The organism is Paenibacillus piri (assembly GCF_004354045.1).
Taxonomy (GTDB): domain Bacteria; phylum Bacillota; class Bacilli; order Paenibacillales; family NBRC-103111; genus Paenibacillus_S; species Paenibacillus_S piri.
The window spans coordinates 165,291-183,788 of the sequence record NZ_SMRT01000007.1; the positions used below are offsets into that span (position 1 = coordinate 165,291).

Genomic DNA, 18,498 nt, shown 5'->3' on the forward strand with positions numbered 1-18,498 from the left:
AGATACGGAATCTTACGCCGGAATTTCCATTATGATGTCGCTGCGGTTCCGAGCTTAATTACACCGGCACAACGTTTGCACAAGGTCGGATGCTCATGGTCATGTCCAACCTCGGGAGTGACGATCCAGCAGCGTTCGCATTTCTCGCCTTCCGCAATCGCAACCTGTATAGCGATGCCTTTATGTTGCGATGCTTCGGCTGGAACAGCGGCGCCCGGCGCATGAATCTGAACCGCCGAAACGATGAATAGCTGATCCAAGGCCGGGAAGCTCTGCAGCAGCTCCGCAGTTTCGGCATCCGGATACAAATGAACCGCGGCGCCAAGCGAGTTTCCGATCATTTTATCTTTACGCGCTTGCTCCAATGCTTTTAACACTTCGTCGCGCACATCGATAAATTGTTCCCATTTCCGTTCGGCCTGATCATTGAACAAGGAGCTGTCGACCGCCGGCAATTCACTCAGCTGCACGCTGTCCGGCTCAACGCCCGGAATATACTTCCACACCTCATCGGCCGTATGCGGCAGTACTGGAGCAATCAATTTAGTTATTGCCGTGAGAGCGTCATATAATACGGTTTGGGCTGCCTTCCGCGCCGGATCGTTCGCAGCGTCGGCATATAACCGGTCTTTCAATATATCCAAATAAAACGAGCTCAGCTCCACCGCACAATAATGATGGACAGCCTGGTACACGACATGGAACTCATAAGCGTCGTATGCCTTCAGTACCCGATCCGTCATCCGGTTCAACCGCACAAGCGCAAAACGGTTCAGTTCATCCATGCTGTCATATGCGACGCGGTCTGCCGCCGGATTAAAATCGTACAAATTACCCAGCAGGAAGCGGAGCGTATTGCGGATTTTCCGGTAAACCTCGGTTGTTTGCGTCAAAATGTTATCGGAAATCCGATGATCCTGCTGGTAATCCACGGACGACACCCACAGCCTTAAAATGTCGGCTCCCAGCTTATCGCACACTTTGTTCGGATCGATCGTGTTGCCGAGCGATTTGGACATCTTACGTCCTTCGCCGTCAAGCGTAAAGCCATGGCTTAAAATACCTTTATACGGCGCCTGGCCTTTAGCGGCCACGCCTGTAATGAGCGAGGAGTTGAACCAGCCGCGGTACTGGTCGGAGCCTTCCAAATACAGATCGGCCGGCCACTGCAGCTCGTCGCGGGTTTCCAAAACAGCCACATGGCTGGATCCCGAATCGAACCAAACATCCATAATGTCGGTTTCTTTGCGGAAATGCGTATGCCCGCACTTGGCGCATATCGCATTCTTAGGCAGCAGCTCGCTCTCGTCTTTTTGGAACCAGGCGTTCGAGCCTTCTTTTTCAAAAATTTGCGCCACATGCTCGATCGTTTCATTATTAACGAGCGGCTCGTTGCAGCTGCGGCAGTAGACAATCGGAATCGGCACGCCCCACACGCGCTGACGGGAAATACACCAGTCGCCGCGGTCGGCGATCATATTGTGCAGACGTACCTCGCCCCAGTTCGGCGTCCAGTCGATCCTTTTAATTTCTTCCAGCATTTCCTGACGGAACTTGTCTACGGAAGCGAACCATTGCTCGGTTGCCCGGTATATAACCGGCTTCTTCGTCCGCCAGTCATGCGGGTATTGATGCTGAATCGTGCTTACCTGAAGCAAATGGCCCGATTCCTGAAGCATGTCGATGATCATTTTATTGCCTTTTTCATAAAAGACGCCTTCAAAGCCGGGCGCTTCCGCTGTAAAATGACCCTGGTCATCAACCGGGCACAGCACGCCCAGCTCATATTTTTGACCGATGGCAAAGTCGTCCTCGCCATGCCCGGGAGCTGTATGCACGCAGCCGGTTCCCGCATCCAATGTGACATGCTCGCCCGTCATGACCAGCGAGGTACGATCGTAGAACGGATGCTTGCACAAGATGTGCTCCAGCTCGCTGCCTTTCACTTGCGACAATACCTGGACATCGGTCCAGCCGATTTCGTTCTTGACACTGTCCAGCAGCCCTTGCGCAACGACATATTTGCGGCCATCCGTTTGCACAACGGCATAATCGAATTCCGGATGGACGCTGATGCCGAGGTTGGCCGGCAATGTCCAAGGCGTCGTCGTCCAGATGATGATCGACGCATCGTCCGGCAGCTTGCCTTTGCCGTCTTTTACCGGAAAAGCGACATAGATGGACGAAGAGGTTTTATCCTTATATTCGATTTCCGCTTCTGCAAGCGCGCTCTCCGACGACGGGGACCAATAGACCGGCTTCAAGCCTTTATAAATATACCCTTTATTGACCATCGCGCCGAACACGCGAATTTGCTGCGCCTCATATTTCGGCTGCAGCGTAATATAAGGATGGTTCCAATCGCCGCGAATGGCCAACCGCTTGAACTGCGACTTTTGCTTCTCGACCCATTGGAGCGCATACTCCTCGCAATATTTGCGGAATTCGTGTACGCTCATCTTTTTGCGGTCGACTTTGCCGCTGTTCGCTATAGCTTGCTCGATCGGCAGCCCGTGCGTATCCCAGCCCGGTACGTAAGGAGCGTCGTAGCCTTGCATCGTTTTAAACCGGACGATAATGTCCTTCAGCACCTTGTTCAACGCATGGCCGATATGAATATCGCCGTTCGCATAAGGAGGCCCGTCATGCAATATAAATTTGGGCTTGCCCTTGCGGCTTTCCTGCACTTTCGCATAAATATCGATTTCATCCCAATGCTGCTGCAGCTTCGGCTCAGCCTGAGGCAGGTTGCCTCGCATCGGAAATTCCGTTTGCAGCAGATTCAATGTTTTTCCATAATCCATCTTCGGTTCATCTCCTCAAATATTCATTACCCGGAAACAACAAAGCCCCCCCAAAATTGATTAGAAGCCCTGAAGCGAATTCCGCTAACCCGTATCCACCGGGTTTCTTCAAGAGGCTAGCTGCTCTTGACCTTGCTTTTGGGGGAGCCCCAGGTTATCCACAGAAACGGCTGCGCATAATTTCCTTAGCAACAAGAAAAACTTCCCATCCCCAAAGGGACGAGAAGTCTCGCGGTACCACCCTGATTAAGGCAACAAACCGGCAGGCCGGATGCAAACGCGCATCGGGGCCGGACGTATAGCCTTCGCTCATCGATCGATAACGGGATCAGCCGATCTTCTTTACTGCTATTCAAGAGACGCTCATGGGTGATTTTCATTTACTGCAATGGCCGGGCTTCCACCGATCCCCGACTCGCTGACACTGCGTACGTAAATTACTCGTCCCAGTCATCGCTTTCCATATGATTACTTGAATTGATGTGCAGCCATGTTCCATGCCCTGCCGGACCGGTCGACTCACTTATACAGGAGTATAGCGAAAATGAAGACCTGCGTCAACTAACCGGCAAAGCCCGTATTCGACAAGGCCGATTAAGTCTGCTCGATTTCCATCCGCTCCAACGAGCTCCAGTCTTCTTTGCTGAGCAGCTCCAGCTGAGCCTCCAGCAGCGTACGGAACCGGGTGCGGTAAATGGACGCCTGCTTTTTCAGCTCTTCGATCTCCACGGCAATTTTGCGCGATTTCGTTAAAGATTCGTTGATGATACGATCCGCATTTTTCTCCGCTTCCTTTATAATCAACTGCGCTTCCTTCTTCGAATTGTTTTTAACCTCATCAGCCGCCTCCTGCGCGACGATGATAGTTTTGCTTAATGTCTCCTCAATATTGGCAAAATGATCAAGGCGCTCCTGAATGGCTGCCAATTGGTTTTGCAAATCTTTATTTTCCCGGATCAGCGCCTCGTAGTCCTTGATGACCAAATCCAAAAACTCGTTAACCTGGTCCTCGTCATAGCCCCTGAACGAACGGCCAAATTCTTTATTATGTATATCCAACGGTGTTAAAGGCATTGCTGCACCTCCTGAATATGATAAAACCAATCGATTAAGTTCAATAATTAGCGCTCTCATCGCGTATTGCTATACTTCGACAGTTCCTTCCAATTTCCTGCATTGCATAACAAAAAAAATCGGCAGCTACGCATATTTGCCGATTTTCACACGATATCTTCCTTTTTTTGTAAGCCCTTCAATATCCAGAACTTTAAACCGACCGAAGCTCTGCATAGAAACGACATCGCCGACGCTGAGCGGCTTGCTCGGGTCTTCTTCCTGCTTCCAATTTACTTTGCAGCGTCCGGCCTTGATCGGAATTAAAATTTTGGCGCGGCTCAAATGATACACATCGCTCGCAATGCCGTCCAAACGGAGCGAAGCGACCGACAGGTTAATCTCCTCCAGCTTCGTCGCCGCAACCTGCAATCGTTCTATAGGCAGCTGTTCGGTCTGGACATGAACACGATGCACCTGCTGCAAATTCAGCCTCATATAATCGGCGACTTCCGATGCAACCAGAAAATGACAGCCGTTGGGCGTTACGTGAATATCGCCGATCTTTTCCCTCTTCATACCTAACGCCAGAATGGACCCCATGTAATCGCCATGATCGAGCTCCTTCAGCTTATCGTCCAATGATGTCACCGCGATCAGCGCGATTCCCATATCCTCATCGTCCAAGCTGCGGTAATCGGGCGCAATTAAGGCGCGTTTACGCTCGGCCTCGTCATGACCGCCTTCCCAGCGGATATGCACATCCGCACTCCGGTTGACCAACGTTGTTAAAATAAATGCTTGGCGCGGATCCAAAAAATCGGTCAGCTTGGTCGCATGCTGTTCCGCACGCTCCACCCACTCGGTCGCCTTATCGACAAACCGGTGCTCATCGGGGTGAAAGTGGCTGTAAATATTGTCCGTACTCAACGTGCTCACCTATACAAAAAAAGCCAACACCGCACGAATGCCTTCTCCGATAAAACGAAGCGCAATCAACGCTACGATCGGAGAAATGTCGATCATGCCGCCAATAGGCGGGATAAACCGGCGGAATATGGACAAATACGGCTCGCACAGCTTGCCTAATATTTCGCCGATGAAGCTGTCCCGGGCGCTTGGAAGCCAAGACAACAGCACGTATGCAATCAGCATGTATGTATAAATTTCGATGAGCGTATTGATATAACCGTAAATCGTGCCTAAAACCAAGCTATTCACCTCGATCTCATGTGTGGTAGTCTATCCCTCGTGATTTATTATTTCCGAGATGGCCCCATGAATTTCAACCGTATCCGGCGTACACAGAAAAATGTTGGGGCCGATTTTGGAAATGGAGCCGTTGAGCGCATACACGGTACCGCTTAAAAAGTCAACGATCCTGGTTGCCTGATCCGAACGGACCAAATGCAGATTCACGACAACCGGTCTGCGCGAACGCAGATGGTCGGCAATTTCCTGCGTATCCTCGTAAGACTTCGGCTCATTCAGCACCACCCTCACATTTTTTTGCGAATGGATGCTTACGATGTTTCCCTTGTTTTTACGCAGCTCGGCCGGATTGGTTTCATGCTCCTCCGATTGGTCCACGACCCGTTCACGCTCAATCACTTCTTCTTCCTCTTGGATACCTATGAAATTCATGAACTTATTCATCATTCCCATGTAATCTCCTCCTTAAATTTCGCTTCAGCGAAACCGGTATCGTAGCGTTACTCTTTGCCGACTAAAATGGATCCCAATCGTACCCAGGTCGCTCCCTCTTCAATCGCCACTTCGAAATCGTTGGACATGCCCATCGACAAATGCGGTATCTCGTATCCCAGGAGCGGATTGCGGTTCAGCTCGTCCCGAAGCTGGCGAAGCCCGCGGAACACCGGCCTTGTCGATTCCGGTTCGGCCTCGTATGGCGCCATCGTCATTAATCCGACGATCCGGAGATGACTGAACGTCCGAAGTGTTTCCATAAAAGCGGGCACCTCTTCCGGCCGCATGCCGTATTTGCTCTCCTCGCCCGAAATGTTGACCTGTACGAAGCATTCGGCTTGAATATTCAGAGCAGCTGCTTTTTTCTCAATTTCTGCAGCCAGCGAAAGCCGGTCCAGGGAATGGATATAGGCGAATTTCCCGATAACGTCCTTAACCTTATTCGTCTGTAAATGACCGATAAAATGCCAAGTGCCCCGATCCTTGAACGCTTCCCATTTCGCCTGGGCATCCTGCCAGCGATTTTCGCCGATATGGCGCAGCCCTTGCTGCAGCACCTGTCCTGTCGTTTCCAACGACACATATTTGGTGACCGCAATGACCTGTACTTCACTGCGGCTGCGGCCGGCCCGAACACACGCCTCCGATACTTTGTCCTCAACATGCTGTATATTATGCGTTAGCAGCAAAATGCCCGTCACCTCTATTCATACAACCCGATCCAAGCAGCCATTCTGCCGGTCCTTCCGCCTTCCTTGCGATGCGAGAAAAACAGGTCGGTACGACAGCTGGTGCATAAACTACTTATTTCGATATGTGCTTGCATAATTCCTGCTTTTATCATAATTTGTCGGTTTAAATGTTGCAAGCTTAACTTAAATTTGCCGTTGCCTATGTCCGTGTAAACCGAGCCGCCGCCGTTTGCCGAATTCGAGGACCGATCCGCCCCCAACTCATTCAGCACCTCGCGGACTTTGGAAATTACTTTCTCATCGACCTCGTAACAGCATCCTTGAATCGACGGTCCGATGGCCGCGAGCAGCTGCTCCGGCCGCGAGCCGAATTGCCGCCGCATCGTTTCAATCGTCTCCCTGGCAATCTGAAGCACCGTCCCTCTCCAGCCGGCATGAGCCAAGCCGACCGCTCTGTGAGCCGGATCATAGAAAAACAGCGGCACACAATCGGCAAACAGTGCATGAATAAATATTCCCATCTTGTTCGTTACGAATGCATCCTTCGCCTGAATTGCGCTTTCCCGCGAATAAATGCCGGCGCCTACATGCGCCTCCGTAACGACCTCTACCTCTTTGCCGTGCACCTGCTCCGCATACGTGCAGTCGCGCAGCTGCGTATGGAGCGCATGAGCCAACAGCTCCCGGTTGCCGATCACATGACCCGGAATGTCCTGCACGTGCAGGCCGCAGTTCAAGCTGCCGAACGGCTGTCCGCTTATCCCTCCGTGGCGCGACGTGAAGCCGGCCGTTATACCGGAATCTTTCTCCATCCATCCCTTTATGAAAAACAGTCCGCAGCCGTTGCGCTCTTCCTGCCATACAAACGGTTCCACATGTGTTCGCTCCCCTCTAAGCATTACCCGCTCCTACTCGTTCTCTATCAGTATACACGATACAACGGCAAACAGCACACAACGATGCAAAGACCGCTATAGGCGGCCTGCCATCGTCTGTGCGCTGTAGCCCCGGCTTTCGTTAAACGGATTAACCGCGAAACTGTCGATTGTACTCGCTTGACGGGTCGATTTCCTCCTGCTGGCGGAAACTGCGGACATCGTCAATTTTGACCAGCACAACGTCCATCCCGATTTTTACGATATTCCGCCAAGGAATAACCACATCCGTCGAGCCGCCGAACATCCCGAAAAAACGGCTGCCGTTCGGGACGACAATCGATTCAATCCGGCCGTTCCGAAGATCCAGCTCCAGATCGCTCACTTGACCGAGCTTTTTTCCATCCACGATATTGATTACGTCCTTGGTTTGAAAATCCGATATTTTCACGTTGCAACCACCACGTATTCCCGTTTGGATTGTGATCCGAACTGCTACTATTATATGTATGTGCGACTTGGGCAAAATGTCCCTACGCATGAAAAAAAGACCTATCGCTTCAAGCAGCGGAATGGTCTTGTATGTCGGGTCGTCAGTTTTTGACATGCTTTTGCATTTGCGAGATGGCCGATTTTTCCAGCCGCGACACCTGCGCTTGCGATATGCCGATTTCGTCCGCGACTTCCATCTGGGTTTTGCCGTCAAAAAAGCGCATCGATAAAATCATTTTCTCCCGGTCGTTCAGCTTGCGCATCGCCTCGCGAAGAGCTATTCCTTCGATCCAGGAAATGTCCTTGTTGCGGTCATCGCTGATTTGATCCATCACATAAATCGGATCTCCACCATCATGATAGATCGGTTCGAACAACGAAACCGGGTCCTGAATGGCATCCAAAGCAAATACGACATCTTCTTTCGGCACATTGAGCGCTTCGGAAATTTCATAAATCGTCGGCTCGCGCGAATTTTGATTGGTCAAGCTGTCGCGAACCTGCAGCGCCTTATAGGCAATGTCCCTCAGTGAGCGGGATACCCGAATCGGATTATTGTCCCGCAAATAGCGGCGGATTTCGCCGATGATCATAGGTACGGCATACGTGGAGAACTTCACATTTTGGCTTAAATCAAAATTATCTATCGCCTTCATCAGTCCAATACATCCTACCTGAAACAGGTCGTCCACAAACTCGCCTCGGTTGTTAAAGCGTTGAATGACGCTCAGAACCAGCCTCAGGTTGCCATTTACCAATTTCTCTCTTGCCGACCGCTCATTGTTGGTTTGCAGCTGAACGAATAATTCACGCATTTCCGCGTTGGTCAGAACAGGAAGCTTTGAAGTATCCACACCACAAATCTCGACTTTGTTTCGGGTCACTGTGATTACCTCCCAAAGAGAAACATTACTGTTAATTATCTCCTTGGAACTCATTTTTATGCGCATGGCTGCGGCCCCAGATACCGGTTTGGAGATGCCAAATATCGCTCAAAGTCAATCGGAGCAAGCGCGGATTCGCTTACAATTTGATTCGAAAATTGTTTTTTCCAGTTTAAACCATTTTGTTGAATTCCTTGCGAAGTCTTTTAATAATGCGCTTTTCCAGTCTGGAGATATAGGATTGGGAAATGCCCAGCATATCGGCTACGTCCTTCTGCGTCTTCTCTTCCCCGTCCTGCAGCCCAAACCTGAGCTCCATGATCGTCCGCTCGCGTTCGGACAGCTTATCCAACGCTTTATGCAGCAGCTTCCGGTCGACCTGCTCCTCGATGTTGCGGTATATCGTATCGTTCTCCGTCCCCAGCACATCGGACAACAGCAGCTCGTTTCCGTCCCAGTCAATGTTCAACGGCTCATCAAACGAAACCTCCGTGCGAATCTTGCTGTTGCGGCGGAGATACATCAAAATTTCATTTTCGATGCAGCGCGACGCGTAGGTCGCCAGCTTGATTTTTTTCTCGGGATCGAAAGTGTTGACCGCTTTGATCAATCCGATCGCACCGATCGAAACAAGGTCCTCGATGTTAATTCCGGTATTTTCGAATTTACGCGCTATGTAAACAACCAACCGCAAATTTCTTTCAATGAGCATAGCCCGGATTGCGGCATCCCCTGACGGCAGCTTTTCCAGCAAATATTCTTCCTCTTCGCGGGAGAGCGGAGGCGGCAGCGCTTCACTTCCGCCGATATAGTAGATTTCCTCCCCCTTCAGTCCCAACAACAGCAAAAGACGGAAATAATAGATTTGCAGAATCAGCTTCCACTTCACGAGCATAGTTGTGTTCCTCCTTAGAGTTTTACGCAGCTGCTGCTTACTCCGTAAGCATGAACTGCGGTTTGAATTCTCTTGCTGTTGTCATGGATGCCTGATCGCATGCAACGTTGTTCTACAGGTTCAGCAAGTTCGGGTGAATGATCGCCTGGTACGCATTGTCGCTGCTCAGCTTGCCGCCATCCAATCCGATCAGCACTTTCAAGGTCTCATACTGCTTATCGCCCATTGTAATGACGACGCGATCCGGCTTGATCGCCAACATAAACTGTGTAGATCGGTTAACCCCCCGATACGGGACGAGCCTGAGACGATCCTGCCATTCAAACTCCTCTGTCCCTATTGCCATTAGTATTTGTTCGACTTCCGAGCTTTCAATTTTCTGCTTCCAAGCGTCCGGAAACTTTCCGTTCCATTGCGACAATTCCATGACCATGACCGGCGTCTTCGTCAACGGGTCGTAAAGCTGGTTGCCGGTGTCGATCAGACCTGTGCAGCTTGAAGCAAACTCATCGATATGTACATCCACCTTGGCCATGAATGAGGCCAGCTCCTCTTTCCGTTTGGCAGCCTGGTGAACGGTACGGTACAACCAGACAGCAGCCAGCAGCATCGCCAGAAGAAACAGCAGGCCGAGCTGGAGCTTATGCTCCACGCCTCCGGACCGTGTAAATAATATGCCGTTCATCACATCGCTTGACGACATCCAAAAGTAATGGACCCCCAGCACCGTACCTGCCGCAGCAAAATTAACTACATAAAAGGCGCCGATATTTCTTAAAAAAAACGTGAGTCCGCCAAACCCGAACGCTGTTAGCAGCATGAGCAGCGAGAGGAGAAACTTTACAGCGAATGTAAACAAAAACGATAGCGGCGGAAAAAACATAAACACGACATAGCCACCGCCCAAGCATGCCGAAGCGGCAAGTCTCCACCAACGAAAGCTCAGCTTCCGGCTTTTGGCCGTTGTCCATAGCAGCGCCCCATCGATCAGCACATTGACGAGGAAAATGATATCGATGTAAACAATCATTTCCCTATTACCTCCTAAGAGTTTCGCATCGTGCAGACATGGCTTCACATGCCTCTCGGGACTGCTGGGTTAAACGCGAATGAGACAAGTATATAGTAATCATATTCCAAAGTCTGTCTAAACTTGCCGATTGGATGTAACTATTTTTGTCGAGGGAAGGCGTGTGTGTGGAGGCGGTCTATGGGCAGGCGGTCGGGCGATTGTATGCGGGCGATTGTATGCGGGTGATTGTGTGGGTACGATTGTGTGGGTGCACGGTCGCCTGCGGGATGAAGTGTGCCTGCGGTCTCTGTTGAAGCGGTGTTCCTTGATTGAACATGGCGGAGGGAACACCGCTTCAAAGGAGACACGTAAACTCTCCGGCACACCCCATTCCCTCCGTCGACCGCCTCCACTCACACGGGTGAGGGAGGTAGAAAACATTTGGATCGTCGAGGCTTGATCCCTCAATGAACAAGCCTCAACAACCAACTCCATCGGCCCCCCTCCCTGAAGTAATAATGGGATAAAATGCTGGAAGCGATCTATGGGCAGGCGAGTAGCGGATAGCGTAGAGCGGGTTTGCTGCCGCCTGCGGGATGAAGTGTGCCTGCGGTCTCTGTTGAAGCGGTGTTCCTTGATTGAACATGGCGGAGGGAACACTGCTTCAAAGGAGACACGTAAACTCTCCGGCACACCCCATTCCACTCCGTCGACCGCCTCCACTCACACGGATGAGAAAAGAGCGGGATCATCGGGGCTCGATTAATATTATTTCCTCAAAACAAAATGAATTGCCTCATCCATTCCTAAACTAACTGGATAGTCGGTTTGAAATCCAAGCGGACTATCGATAATGTAGGTGAAGCTCGTTATGTTGTCCATTGCGCCTTTCAATTCAAAAACAATGTTACCTTGTTTCTTTTGTTTACCGGAAAATTGTCCGTCTACCTGATCGGAAAGAAAAGATGAACCCGTTGGTATGTGCTCCCTCGTATTCAAAACGATCTGTCCATGAATTAAGTTCCAAATAACCTCATCACCAGATGTGTTTTCTATTTCCACAGTTAAAATCAGAGCTTTCAATGCCTCCTTATTCTTGCCGTATATGAAGTTCGGTGATAATGTAATCTTCGATATTTTGATAATCATCGGACCGCTGTTAATCTGTACATCCACTGGAAAATAACTTCCTCCATCATCAGTTTGAATACCTTCACTTACATGAATCTTGTTAGAAATGGAATTGCTTACGTTGATTGTACGGGCAGCTTCATTCCAATTCACTTGTGCACCCAAATACTCCGATACTGCATGTAAAGGTATATAGCTTTTTCCATCAATGATCTCAATGGGGGTATTAACTTCTTTGTTATTTACAAGTAGCTTTATATCCGTTTCTGCATATACCCCTAAAACAAGCGATAAAGAAATAATTGCAGTTAGCAGAAAACCTATAGAGTATTTTTTGTCCAAATGAATATGCTCCTTTCATAATATCGTTCATACATTCTAATGAAAAATCCCCTTGCCGGCTTAAACCGGTAAGGGGATTTTGGAAACTCAACCTCATGAGCTTTACTTATCCATATTGTTCCTGCCGCGATTGCGGAGAAAAGTCGGAATATCCAGTTGATCGTTCGAGGATTGACCGCCGAACGGGCGTAAATTGTTAGCACGATCATTGTTTTCAGCCGTCTGCTGGTTCTGATTGGGCTGCGATTGATTGCCAATCGGCTTGCGCGCCGCAGGAGGAACGACAGCTTTATACTCAAAGCCCGTTGCAATAACGGTAACCATAATTTCGTCCTTGTAGGATTCGTCAATTACCGCACCAAAAATCATATTTACTTCGAGATCCGAAGCCGAAGCCACGATGTCCGCCGCTTCATTGACCTCGTACAGAGACAAGTTCGCTCCTCCGGTAATGTTCATCAAAACGCCCCGCGCCCCGTCGATCGACGTTTCAAGCAGCGGGCTTTGAATAGCTTTTTTGGCGGCTTCTGCCGCACGGTTTTCGCCTGTCGCTATTCCGATCCCCATCAATGCCGAGCCGCGCTCGGTCATTATAGTTTTTACATCGGCAAAATCCAGGTTGATTAAACCCGGAACGGCGATCAAATCGGAAATGCCTTGAACCCCTTGACGAAGAACGTTATCCGCTTCGCGGAAAGCTTCCAGCATCGGAGTTTTCTTATCGACGATTTCTAGCAAACGATCGTTAGGGATAACAATCAGCGTGTCAACCTTTTCCTTTAAGGCAGCGATTCCCTGTTCAGCCTGTGTCGCGCGCTTGCGGCCTTCAAACGTGAACGGACGCGTAACGACGCCGACGGTCAAGGCGCCGCATTCCTTGGCAATTTCGGCAATAACCGGCGCTGCACCCGTACCGGTACCTCCACCCATACCTGCAGTGACAAATACCATGTCCGCGCCTTTCAATGTATTGAGAATCAGCTCTCTTGATTCTTCAGCTGCTTTTTTTCCCACTTCCGGATTGGCACCGGCGCCTAGACCGCGAGTCAGCTTATCGCCGATTTGCAGCTTTTGTTCGGCTTTTGCGGAATGCAATGCTTGGGCGTCCGTATTCACGGTAATGAATTCTACGCCCTTCACTCCGTTCTCAATCATACGGTTTACCGCATTGCTGCCGCCTCCGCCACAGCCGATAACCTTTATTTTGGCTAAATGATCCATGTCCATATCAAATTCAAACATAGCCTTATTCTTCCCCCTCATTAAGCTTCACGCCTTAGGTGTACCCTTAAATAAATTCGCTCAACCAATTTTTAAACCGTTCCATAGCTGTAGGCTTCGTATCGCTGCCGGAGGCCGCAACCTTCTTGCCGGCTGACGGCTTCTTTATGCTGCTGGTCGTTTGCCTGGTAGCTTTCAGGTACTTGCAAGCATATTGAATAATGCCCACTCCACTTGTATAAGAAGGGTCGCGTACGCCAATGAAATCAGGGACGGCAATTCTGACGGAGGCTGCCAGTTCCGCTTGCGCGACAGCCAGCATGCCCGGCATCGAAACCGTACCTCCCGTTAATACGTAACCGCCCGGAAGCTCCATGTAACCGAGACGCTGTACTTCCAAACGAATCAAATGAAAAATTTCCTGCACGCGTGGCTCGACAATATTCGCCAAATCCACCTGTGAAAACTCCTTGTCCACATTGCTGCCGATCCGATTTACTTTAAAAACCTGGTCGGCCGCCGCATGCTCGATAACGGCGCAGCCGAATTTCAGCTTGATTTTCTCGGCGATATCAACCTGGGTACGGAGACCGATGGAAATATCGTTCGTGATGTATTCTCCGCCTATAGGCAAGGTAGAGGTTGCAACCAGATTGTTCTGTTCGAATACGGCAATCGTCGTTTGACCCGCTCCGATATCAACGAGTACGGTCCCGATCGCTTTCTCATCTTTCGACAAGCATAAATGACCGGAAGCCAATGACATCAGGATGAGGCCTGAAACCTTCACTCCCGCTTTTTCAACTACGCGAAGCAAATTATGTATGGACGTTTTCGCTCCGGTAATGATCGTGGCCTGAACTTCAAGGCGTACGCCGATCATGCTGCGGGGATCGTGGATTTCATCCAACCCGTCAACCAAGTACTGATTTGGCACTACGCCGATGATTTCGCGTTCTGGAGCCAAAGGAATCACCTTGGCGGCTTGTATTACACGTTCGATGTCTTCGTCCCCGATTTCGCGGTCTCCGTTCGATACCGCCACAACACCGTGACTGGATTGCAAAGCGACGTGATTTCCGGAAATTCCGACGTAAACCTCTGCTATTTGAATACCTACCATCCGTTCTGCATGATCGATCGCGCTGCGAATGGACTGAACCGTCTGGTCGATATCGACAATAGCTCCTTTACGAATACCTTCCGAGTCGGCCGATCCAACTCCTATTATATTAATGGCGCCGTTAACGACTTCCCCAATAATAGCACGAACCTTGGATGTACCGATGTCCAAACTAACAATGATGTCATTGCTGCTCAACCCGTGGCACCTCCTGTGACTTTAAAATAGATAAAGTGCTTAATAGAAATAAAAGCCTTTGTACATATTCAACATGATTGGGAATTTCCCTCTTTTTTTGAAAAGATTTTTCATCTTTTGGGAACAAAATATACATAGAACCAATTCTATCATTAATTTACATGATTGAGTAGTGTCAACACTATCAATTTCTCGAGTTTTCTTTTCCGGAGGGCTTATTTTCTTTCGCTGACGAAGATTTGGATGTATCCTTGGACGAATCTTTGGACGTATCCTTCTTTGGATCCTGCGCAGCGCCGCCTGTCGAGGAAGACTTCTTGTCCTGCGCGTTGTCTTTGCCCGCTGTGCCCTTGCCTGCGGCATCCTTGGATGATTTGGCATCCTGCTCGAAAGGAGCATGAGTATCGGCTTCCAGCAGCCTTAACACGCCTGTGTTAATCTTGTTTTCTTTTAGATTGGCGATATACGAATCCAGGTACTTAAGCTTTTCCGGCAAATAACCTACCGTCGTTACGACTTCGTACTGGGACCGTGTGTACATTTTAATTTTATCCGGGTAAGATTCGGACGGCTCCGGCTTGATTTCGGAAACATCCGTCAATAAGGAGGCTGGAATGTTTTCCAGAATGTGGCACAGTTTAATTTTCAAAGATTCGTTGTTGGCCCATCCCGACAAAATCGGCTTGTCCAGCACAAAGTTCATGTCGCTCGATACGCTCACTATGCTGCCATCCGCCAAAATCGCCTGCGGCTGATTGTTATCGCCGAACTGATAGGCAACTTTCGGATATTCCATTACCTGAATGTGAATGACGCCGGGAAAATGCTTCGTCACGGTTGCGGATTCGACCATTTTCAGTGCATTCACCTTGTTTTCAATCGAAGAAGAAGATACGGAAAAAAAATGATCTCCGGCCTTGACCCCGGAAGCTTGTCCGATCGATTCAGGCGATAATAATTCCTGCCCGTCAACTTCAATCGAAGTAATTTTGCTGAAAGAAGACTGGAAGAACAACACACACAAGAGCGTTATGAAAAAAAGGATCAGAAACACAAGCAGCTTTTTGTTGCTGCGGCTTTTGGTCTTTGGCTTGTGAATGACGGGCAGTCTTTCTTCCGCTTGCAAGGGTGTACCTCCTAAAAGTTTTTGCGATAGCAAAAACTAACTTCGTAAGCATCCGCCTGGCTTTCCGCATGGAAAGCCTACTTCGTAAGCAGTCGCTTAAGTTTTTGCGATAGCAAAAACTAACTTCGTAAGCATCCGCCTGGCTTTCCGCATGGAAAGCCTACTTCGTAAGCATCCGCTAAGTTTGCATTTAGCAAAACTGACTTCGTAACAGTCGCTTAAGTTTGCGACAGTAAAAAACTGAATTCGCAGCATCCGCTTGCGTTCCGCATTGGCGAAACCGGAATCTTCCATATAGCTTGCTCCGCAGGGAATTGCCGGGCGTTTTCTGTATCAGCATGCTTGGCTCTAGCCTTAAAAAACTTATTAAACTTATTAGCGACATTTGAAACAGGACATGCCGTTATCGCAAGGAGGACTATGTAAACCGCTAAACATCCCCTTCCGCAAAAGAAAAGGGATATTTCAGCGGCAGTGGTCATAAGGATGAATAGAGCTGGGCGATAGCCGGCCTCATTACTGAGGCAAATGGAATGATTGAATGTATGGACGTATAATGGCTTTATTCTGTTGTAACCGGAGTGACGCGATGAATGTTGGCGCCTAAATGTGAAAGCATTTGTTCGATGCGGTCATAACCGCGGTCGATATGATGGATTTGTTCAATAATCGTCGTCCCTTGAGCTGCCAGGCCTGCAATAACCAGGGCGGCTCCGGCTCGTAAATCGGTAGCTTCCACGGTAGCTCCGTACAATCTCGGAACCCCGCGAATAAACGCCGAGTTCAAATCAACCCGAATGTCAGCGCCCATGCGCGTAAGCTCATCCACATGCTTGAACCTGCCTTCAAACACGGTTTCCTTCAATATGCTGGCCCCATACGCCAGGGAGAGCAGCACCATCACCTGCGATTGCAAGTCCGTCGGAAACGACGGGTAAGGCGAAGTTACGATACGGTCGACCGATTTGGCCCTTGATAGTGAGCTTACGTTTATTATATCACCGTTAATTGCGATTTGAACACCCGCGCGCTTTAAAACATGAATGGCGGAGGTCAAATGGCTGGCACAAACATCCTCCAGCGTAATATTGCCCCGCGTAACCGCTGCGGCGATCATCATCGTACCTGCCACGATGCGGTCGGGAATGATACGGTAAGTACACGGAGTTAGAGTCGACACGCCTTTAATCGTAATCGTATCGGTTCCCGCTCCTATTATTTTGGCTCCCATCGAATTCAGGAAATTTTGCAAGTCTTGTATTTCCGGCTCTCTGGCTGCATTAGAAATGGTGGTAAAGCCTTGCGCCATCGCAGCGGCCATCATAATATTTTCCGTGGCGCCTACACTCGGAAAATCAAGGACGATTTCGGTTCCGACCAGCTTCGGCGCCGTGCATACAATCATGTTGCCGGTCTCTTCGATGTGCGCTCCCAGAGCCGATAGCCCTTTTAAATGCAAATCTATCTTTCTCTCGCCAATCGCGCACCCGCCCGGCTGATAGACTTGAACCTTGCCGAAACGTGCCAGCAGCGGCCCCATCAAAAAGATCGACGATCTCATCTGACTCATCTGATCTTCCGGGATGTGATGCGAGTGCGCTGTCGACGTATTGACGGTTACCGTTTCGCCAACATGCCCGGTGCGGCAGCCCAGTGCCTGAAGAATGTTCAGCATCACCTGGATGTCCGACAGATTGGGCACGTTTTGAATGTGGACCGTGCCTTCCGCCATCATTGCGGCCGCCATTATAGGCAGCGCCGCATTTTTCGCTCCGTGAATCTTGATGGCTCCCGATAGAGGTCTCCCGCCCTCGATAACCAACTTTTCCAAAGTCCCACCTCCGATTTACCGCTCCCCTACTACCAATACTTCCGTTACCAGTGTAACGCCATAGGTTTCAGCTATGGTGCGCTGCACTTTTGCGATGAGGGTGAGCACGTCATGAGCTGTCGCTTTCCCGGTGTTGACAATGAAATTAGCATGCAGCGGCGAAACCTCCGCACCTCCGACTCTGCAGCCTTTTAGACCGGCCTCTTCAATCAGCTTTGCGGCGAAATGTCCTTCCGGGTTGCGGAATACACTTCCCGCGCAGGCCAATGGCAGTGGCTGGGTACGCAAACGCCTGTCTTTGTACGATGCCATGGCTCCGGCAATTTCTTTACGGTCGCCGAACTGCAGCTGAAAGACCGCTTCCGTAACGATACCGGGCTGCCGCTGCAAAAGGGAATGTCTATAAGCATATTCAAAATCGGCTTGCTGCATGGTCACTAATTCACCTGTCGGGAGCAACACTTCTGCTCGTTTGAGTATGCGTGACACATCTGACCCGTGAGCTCCGGCGTTCATGTAAATGGCGCCTCCCACCGTTCCCGGTATGCCTCCGGCGAACTCCAATCCGGTCAATCCCTCCTTGCCGGCCATGACGGATAGCTTAATAAACGAATAAGCCCCTCCGGCAATGACCGTGTCGCCTTCAAACCGGAGCGTTTCCAATGCGGAACCGAGCTTGATGACAACGCCGCGGATCCCCTTGTCGGCGACCAGCGTGTTCGAACCGCGCCCCAGTACGATCCAGGGAACCGAATGCCGGTACAAAAGCTTGACGGCATCGACCAATTGAGCTTTGGACTCGGGAGTCAGCAGCACATCGGCCGGCCCTCCGATCTTCCAAGTCGTATGAGGCGCTAACGGCTCATTCAATAAACATTCGCCGAATGAACCGCTTTGCAATTGTGAAATGACCTGTTGCATGGGAAACCTCCTTCACAGAACCTTCAGGCTCCGGCAACGGCGCGAGGCCGAAACCGATTCGGGCAAATACCGGCACGGGAGCGCGGAGTCAACCGCTGTCTTTCGTCCCCCCGCATCCGTCTCCTGCCGCTTCTCAGGGTGTCTGTCACGGTTATAGTGTAGTGTATGTAAAATCGGATAGAGTGTGACAA

17 protein-coding genes and 1 other annotated feature are annotated in these 18,498 nt (G+C 50.1%); all 17 genes read right to left on the reverse strand.

Features of this window, described 5'->3' with window-relative positions:
* Positions 1–29 precede the first annotated feature (29 nt).
* Entirely contained in the window at positions 30–2,804 is a 2,775-nt protein-coding gene (ileS, locus tag E1757_RS16415) for an isoleucine--tRNA ligase (protein WP_133229994.1), read from the reverse strand.
* Positions 2,805–3,016: 212 nt separating this feature from the next.
* Positions 3,017–3,267 (reverse strand) — a binding site (T-box leader).
* Between the two features lie 131 nt (positions 3,268–3,398).
* On the reverse strand, positions 3,399–3,878 hold the full coding sequence (locus tag E1757_RS16420; protein ID WP_133229996.1) for a DivIVA domain-containing protein: 480 nt from the start codon (positions 3,876–3,878) through the stop codon (positions 3,399–3,401).
* 126 nt (positions 3,879–4,004) lie between these two features.
* Positions 4,005–4,787 (reverse strand): YlmH family RNA-binding protein, encoded by a 783-nt coding sequence (locus tag E1757_RS16425; RefSeq protein ID WP_133229998.1) that lies wholly within the window; start codon positions 4,785–4,787, stop codon positions 4,005–4,007.
* Positions 4,788–4,796: 9 nt separating this feature from the next.
* Positions 4,797–5,078 carry a YggT family protein gene (locus E1757_RS16430; RefSeq protein ID WP_425464846.1) on the reverse strand — a complete coding sequence of 94 codons (282 nt, stop codon included), beginning with the start codon at positions 5,076–5,078 and terminating at the stop codon, positions 4,797–4,799.
* Positions 5,079–5,099: 21 nt separating this feature from the next.
* Positions 5,100–5,522: a cell division protein SepF gene (locus E1757_RS16435; RefSeq protein ID WP_133230000.1), complete on the reverse strand. Its 423-nt coding sequence runs from the start codon at positions 5,520–5,522 to the stop codon at positions 5,100–5,102.
* A 47-nt stretch (positions 5,523–5,569) separates the two neighbouring features.
* Positions 5,570–6,253: a YggS family pyridoxal phosphate-dependent enzyme gene (locus tag E1757_RS16440; protein ID WP_133230002.1), complete on the reverse strand. Its 684-nt coding sequence runs from the start codon at positions 6,251–6,253 to the stop codon at positions 5,570–5,572.
* A gap of 14 nt (positions 6,254–6,267) precedes the next feature.
* A complete protein-coding gene (gene pgeF, locus E1757_RS16445) occupies positions 6,268–7,131 on the reverse strand; it encodes a peptidoglycan editing factor PgeF (RefSeq protein ID WP_133230004.1) in 864 nt (287 codons plus the stop codon).
* Positions 7,132–7,282: 151 nt separating this feature from the next.
* On the reverse strand, positions 7,283–7,582 hold the full coding sequence (locus tag E1757_RS16450) for a YlmC/YmxH family sporulation protein (RefSeq protein WP_133230006.1): 300 nt from the start codon (positions 7,580–7,582) through the stop codon (positions 7,283–7,285).
* Between the two features lie 142 nt (positions 7,583–7,724).
* Positions 7,725–8,507, reverse strand: coding sequence for an RNA polymerase sporulation sigma factor SigG (sigG, locus tag E1757_RS16455; RefSeq protein ID WP_133230008.1), 783 nt, complete (start codon positions 8,505–8,507; stop codon positions 7,725–7,727).
* A 172-nt stretch (positions 8,508–8,679) separates the two neighbouring features.
* Positions 8,680–9,402: an RNA polymerase sporulation sigma factor SigE gene (sigE, locus tag E1757_RS16460; RefSeq protein ID WP_133230010.1), complete on the reverse strand. Its 723-nt coding sequence runs from the start codon at positions 9,400–9,402 to the stop codon at positions 8,680–8,682.
* Between the two features lie 112 nt (positions 9,403–9,514).
* The gene (spoIIGA, locus tag E1757_RS16465) at positions 9,515–10,432 is read right to left on the reverse strand and encodes a sigma-E processing peptidase SpoIIGA (protein WP_133230012.1); all 918 of its coding nucleotides are present in this window, start codon (positions 10,430–10,432) and stop codon (positions 9,515–9,517) included.
* Between the two features lie 750 nt (positions 10,433–11,182).
* On the reverse strand, positions 11,183–11,887 hold the full coding sequence (locus tag E1757_RS16470; RefSeq protein ID WP_165972153.1) for a stalk domain-containing protein: 705 nt from the start codon (positions 11,885–11,887) through the stop codon (positions 11,183–11,185).
* 102 nt (positions 11,888–11,989) lie between these two features.
* Positions 11,990–13,129, reverse strand: coding sequence for a cell division protein FtsZ (ftsZ, locus tag E1757_RS16475; RefSeq protein ID WP_133230016.1), 1,140 nt, complete (start codon positions 13,127–13,129; stop codon positions 11,990–11,992).
* A 46-nt stretch (positions 13,130–13,175) separates the two neighbouring features.
* Entirely contained in the window at positions 13,176–14,429 is a 1,254-nt protein-coding gene (gene ftsA, locus E1757_RS16480; RefSeq protein ID WP_133230018.1) for a cell division protein FtsA, read from the reverse strand.
* A 184-nt stretch (positions 14,430–14,613) separates the two neighbouring features.
* Entirely contained in the window at positions 14,614–15,555 is a 942-nt protein-coding gene (locus tag E1757_RS16485; RefSeq protein WP_133230020.1) for a cell division protein FtsQ/DivIB, read from the reverse strand.
* A gap of 562 nt (positions 15,556–16,117) precedes the next feature.
* A complete protein-coding gene (gene murA, locus E1757_RS16490; protein WP_133230022.1) occupies positions 16,118–17,386 on the reverse strand; it encodes a UDP-N-acetylglucosamine 1-carboxyvinyltransferase in 1,269 nt (422 codons plus the stop codon).
* A gap of 15 nt (positions 17,387–17,401) precedes the next feature.
* Positions 17,402–18,307, reverse strand: coding sequence for a UDP-N-acetylmuramate dehydrogenase (murB, locus tag E1757_RS16495; RefSeq protein WP_133230024.1), 906 nt, complete (start codon positions 18,305–18,307; stop codon positions 17,402–17,404).
* Between the last annotated feature and the right edge of the window lie 191 nt (positions 18,308–18,498).

Excerpts from the sequence above, each read along its gene's own strand:
- ileS (WP_133229994.1), bottom strand. The coding sequence starts at position 2,804 with ATGGATTATGGAAAAACATTGAATCTGCTGCAAACGGAATTTCCGATG.
- E1757_RS16420 (WP_133229996.1), bottom strand. The coding sequence starts at position 3,878 with ATGCCTTTAACACCGTTGGATATACATAATAAAGAATTTGGCCGTTCG.
- E1757_RS16435 (WP_133230000.1), bottom strand. The coding sequence starts at position 5,522 with ATGGGAATGATGAATAAGTTCATGAATTTCATAGGTATCCAAGAGGAA.
- sigE (WP_133230010.1), bottom strand. The coding sequence starts at position 9,402 with ATGCTCGTGAAGTGGAAGCTGATTCTGCAAATCTATTATTTCCGTCTT.
- spoIIGA (WP_133230012.1), bottom strand. The coding sequence starts at position 10,432 with ATGATTGTTTACATCGATATCATTTTCCTCGTCAATGTGCTGATCGAT.
- ftsZ (WP_133230016.1), bottom strand. The coding sequence starts at position 13,129 with ATGTTTGAATTTGATATGGACATGGATCATTTAGCCAAAATAAAGGTT.
- murB (WP_133230024.1), bottom strand. The coding sequence starts at position 18,307 with ATGCAACAGGTCATTTCACAATTGCAAAGCGGTTCATTCGGCGAATGT.